Annotated in this window: 8 protein-coding genes; all 8 read left to right on the top strand. The window is 45.0% G+C overall.

What is annotated here, in order from left to right; translation table 11 throughout:
- Window positions 1-195: 195 nt before the first annotated feature.
- Window positions 196-594, top strand: coding sequence for a hypothetical protein (locus HMPREF3052_RS02765; RefSeq protein WP_070748373.1), 399 nt, complete (start codon window positions 196-198; stop codon window positions 592-594).
- Window positions 591-869: a hypothetical protein gene (locus tag HMPREF3052_RS02760; protein ID WP_070748371.1), complete on the top strand. Its 279-nt coding sequence runs from the start codon at window positions 591-593 to the stop codon at window positions 867-869. Before HMPREF3052_RS02765 ends, HMPREF3052_RS02760 begins: the two co-directional genes overlap by 4 nt.
- An 8-nt stretch (window positions 870-877) precedes the next feature.
- Window positions 878-1060: a hypothetical protein gene (locus HMPREF3052_RS02755; protein WP_070748369.1), complete on the top strand. Its 183-nt coding sequence runs from the start codon at window positions 878-880 to the stop codon at window positions 1058-1060.
- Window positions 1060-1371, top strand: coding sequence for a hypothetical protein (locus HMPREF3052_RS02750; RefSeq protein WP_070748367.1), 312 nt, complete (start codon window positions 1060-1062; stop codon window positions 1369-1371). Before HMPREF3052_RS02755 ends, HMPREF3052_RS02750 begins: the two co-directional genes overlap by 1 nt.
- A complete protein-coding gene (locus HMPREF3052_RS11725; RefSeq protein WP_168165937.1) occupies window positions 1368-1541 on the top strand; it encodes a hypothetical protein in 174 nt (57 codons plus the stop codon). The genes HMPREF3052_RS02750 and HMPREF3052_RS11725 overlap by 4 nt, the downstream gene beginning before the upstream one ends.
- 2 nt (window positions 1542-1543) lie before the next feature.
- The gene (locus HMPREF3052_RS02745) at window positions 1544-2416 is read left to right on the top strand and encodes a recombinase RecT (protein ID WP_070748366.1); all 873 of its coding nucleotides are present in this window, start codon (window positions 1544-1546) and stop codon (window positions 2414-2416) included.
- On the top strand, window positions 2413-3078 hold the full coding sequence (locus tag HMPREF3052_RS02740; protein ID WP_070748364.1) for a translocation protein TolB precursor: 666 nt from the start codon (window positions 2413-2415) through the stop codon (window positions 3076-3078). The genes HMPREF3052_RS02745 and HMPREF3052_RS02740 overlap by 4 nt, the downstream gene beginning before the upstream one ends.
- A partial coding sequence (locus tag HMPREF3052_RS02735; protein WP_141756597.1) for a single-stranded DNA-binding protein occupies window positions 3072-3370 on the top strand: 299 nt, incomplete at its 3' end. The genes HMPREF3052_RS02740 and HMPREF3052_RS02735, both read left to right, overlap by 7 nt.

Raw genomic sequence — 3370 nt, 5'->3', positions numbered from 1 at the left:
CAAAGGTGGCTTATTTAAGCGGCTGGAAACGGCTGTTTAAATAAGCAAGGTCAAATTATCGGTAGATAGGGTGAGCAATGCCAAAACGAGGGCACAAGGCTTACTGCCTAGCAATACCACAGGCAAGCAAGGGCAACGGCACGGAGAAACATCAAGCCCCTTCCTCTACCGATACCGCAACAAAAGGAAAATGGAATGACTTATTACGAAACAAGCCGCCCCGATTGGGGAATGGACGAAATGTACAGGCGCGAAGAATTGCGAGACGCAGAAATTGCGATCGAAGAAAGCCAAGAAGATGAAAACAGGAAGAATTTCAAATTATTCCACGCTCAAATCATGCAACACGTCATCAAAGAAGCCTACGAGTTTCGCAAATGCGCTATCCAATGTGATGAATTGGAATACTCGCAGAATGATGGCGAATGGCGAACTTGCTTGTTAGACGGCGCGGAATTTCTCGAATTGAGTAGCAACAAGTACGAAAACGAAGAAATCAAAGACGCGCTGATTTGGGCAACTCAATCAAATCACGCTGATTTGCGAGTAAGCAAAATCGACGAACTGGCAAACCAATGGAAGGAAGCGGCATGAAAGCATTAACCCAATACCTGACAGACGAAGCGAAGCAGGCACGGCGCGAATTTATGCAAAAAGTCATCTCCCTGCCCTTTAACCCAAAAATCAAAGCAATGCCGTGCAACGCCGGAGCGAAGCACCCTGACATCATGTTAGGTAATGCCCGGCTGATTCTCTTACGACACTTTAACGAGATGGTTTCACGGCTTGAGCGCAAAACCGACCACAGCCGCGCGGTGTTGACTGCCGCGCAATACGGAATCTTCGACATCAACCAACTTTTGCAGTAGAGGGAAAAATGAAATACGCAATCAGAACAGTTTTAGCCGTGTCAGCCATCACGATCGCGGCTTGTAGCTTTTCCGGCAAAGCCGAGAAGCCGGAAGAGCCTGAAACCATCAGCCAAGAAGCACAGGTTGAACAAGAGTATGAAACCATGTCAGACGAAGTAAAGGTCATGGGAGACGCGGAGGTTAAATAATGTTTGCAGTATTTGGTAAGTCAAAGAAAAAAGAGTTTGAAAATTCGTTTAATAAACTTGGCGTAAAAATTAAAGATGAAGAAAAATCTTTTGCGAAAGATACAGGCTGCTATCAAATTTCAGGCGACTTTTCATCCGAAAAGATAGCTATGGATTTTGTGGAACTTTGCAAAGGTCAGGAAGATTTTATACGCCCTGTTTATATAGCAATTCTCAAGCCTCGAGTTGATAAGCATGGCAATGAGAAGGTGGATAAGAAAACTGGTAAACCATCAATGCGATATTGCAAATACAAGGAGCTTCCGAAATGAACCATCGACCATACGGATTAGCTGGCAGCCTGTCGGCAAAAGTAAAAGGTTTTATGGGATTGCCGCGCGGCCTGAACGTCGTCATGCGGGCGCAGTTGCAAGACGTTCAGGTCTTCAAAACCGAAAAGGCAGCGGCTGAAAAGTATTTCAATAAACTCTTAGGAAATTAAAAATGACACATCCAGCAAAAACAAACGCAATGGCGATTAAACAATTTTTCGACAGCGACGCAGCCAAACGAAAAATGCAAGAACTCATTGGCAAGAACTTTGCAAGTTTCGCAACATCTGCCATGCAGATTGTCAACTCAAACAGTCTGTTACAAAACGCAACGCCAAAATCAGTGTTTAACGCAGCCTGTATGGCAGCAACGCTGAATCTTCCCATCAATAACAGCTTAGGCTTTGCGTACATTGTCCCCTTTCAAAACCGAAAAGAGAACGTTACAGAAGCGCAGTTTCAGCTTGGTTATAAGGGCTTCATCCAGCTTGCACAACGAAGCGGACAGTTCAAACGAATCAACGCCTGCCCTGTTTACGACACAGACGAAGAAGAAGACGTTTACCAACGCTTGACATCTCTCATTCCACGCAAGCCAAGCGGACAAATCATCGGCTATATCGCCTATTTCCAGCTTTTGAATGGCTATGAGGCGAATCTAACAATGACGATGGAAGAATTGGAAGCACACGCCAAACGATACAGCCAAACATATAAGCGCGGCTTTGGCGTATGGGCTGACAACTTCGAGGCAATGGCGAAGAAAACAGTTATCAAGCTGTTACTTTCCCAACAAGCCCCACTGTCAATCGAAATGCAAAAGGCGGTTTTAGCCGACCAGGCAATCGTAAAAGACGTGGAGGCAGAAGAGTTTGAATATATCGATAACCAACCCATACCGGCAGAAACACCAAAACTTGCCGTTTCCGATGAAATGTTTGAGCAACTCAAAGAAAACATCAGTACCGGCGACATTGATATTCAGACAGTCTTAGATAGTTACGACTTATCAGAAGAGCAGAAAGCGGAATTGGATAAATTATGAGAATCCGATGTTCATCAATTCACAAGATTATCGGCGAACCAAAAAGCAGAGCAGAGAAAGAAGCCAACGGATTAACACAGACGGCCAAGTCTTACGTTATTGAACGCCTGAAAAACGAATATTCTGGCTTCGAGAGTTTCACGGGCAGTAAGGAAACCGAAAAAGGGTTATTACTCGAAGATGAAGCAATCCGTTGCAGCGGCTTGATTCGTGGCTTGATGTACAAAAAAAACACCGAACGGCGGGTCAATGATTTGATTACAGGCGAATGTGATATTTACGATCCCAAGCGTAAATCAATTATTGATACAAAATGCTCATGGGACATCGGCACACATCCATTCTTCCGAGAAGAGGCTGAAGCCAAAGCAGAAAAGGCAGGATATGGCTGGCAAATGCAAGGATACATGTGGCTTTTCGATTGTGAAAAGGCTGATATTGATTTTTGGATTTTCCCAACGCCCGAAGAGCTTTTAAAGCCTTATGACGATGTAGCTAATTTGGTCGAAGCGGTTGAGCGTCTGCCGTTTGAAAAACGACTGACGACAATAACAGTGTACCGTGACGAAAACGCAATCAACCAAATCAAGCGAAAAGCAGAGGCGTGCTTTGAGTATGCCGAGAAATTGAAACAGGAATTTGAGAAAGGTAAACAATGCTGAACAAAGTAATTTTAATTGGCCGCTTAGGCCGTGACCCTGAAGTGCGCTATATGCCCAACGGCGAGGCCGTCTGTAACTTCAGCATTGCCACCAGCGAAACGTGGAACGACCGCAACGGCCAACGCGTAGAACGTACCGAATGGCACAACATCACCATGTACCGCAAACTGGCAGAGATTGCCGGTCAATACCTAACAAAAGGCAGTCAAGTTTACTTAGAGGGCAAAATCCAAAGCCGTAAATATCAAGGCAAAGACGGTATCGAGCGCACGGCCTACGAGATTATCGCCAA

This window comes from Neisseria sp. HMSC056A03 (assembly GCF_001815685.1).
Lineage (GTDB): Bacteria > Pseudomonadota > Gammaproteobacteria > Burkholderiales > Neisseriaceae > Neisseria > Neisseria subflava.
This window is presented reverse-complemented; position numbering and strand designations above follow the sequence as displayed.

Excerpts from the sequence above, each read along its gene's own strand:
- HMPREF3052_RS02745 (WP_070748366.1), top strand. The coding sequence starts at position 1,544 with ATGACACATCCAGCAAAAACAAACGCAATGGCGATTAAACAATTTTTC.
- HMPREF3052_RS02760 (WP_070748371.1), top strand. The coding sequence starts at position 591 with ATGAAAGCATTAACCCAATACCTGACAGACGAAGCGAAGCAGGCACGG.
- HMPREF3052_RS11725 (WP_168165937.1), top strand. The coding sequence starts at position 1,368 with ATGAACCATCGACCATACGGATTAGCTGGCAGCCTGTCGGCAAAAGTA.
- HMPREF3052_RS02740 (WP_070748364.1), top strand. The coding sequence starts at position 2,413 with ATGAGAATCCGATGTTCATCAATTCACAAGATTATCGGCGAACCAAAA.
- HMPREF3052_RS02755 (WP_070748369.1), top strand. The coding sequence starts at position 878 with ATGAAATACGCAATCAGAACAGTTTTAGCCGTGTCAGCCATCACGATC.
- HMPREF3052_RS02750 (WP_070748367.1), top strand. The coding sequence starts at position 1,060 with ATGTTTGCAGTATTTGGTAAGTCAAAGAAAAAAGAGTTTGAAAATTCG.
- HMPREF3052_RS02765 (WP_070748373.1), top strand. The coding sequence starts at position 196 with ATGACTTATTACGAAACAAGCCGCCCCGATTGGGGAATGGACGAAATG.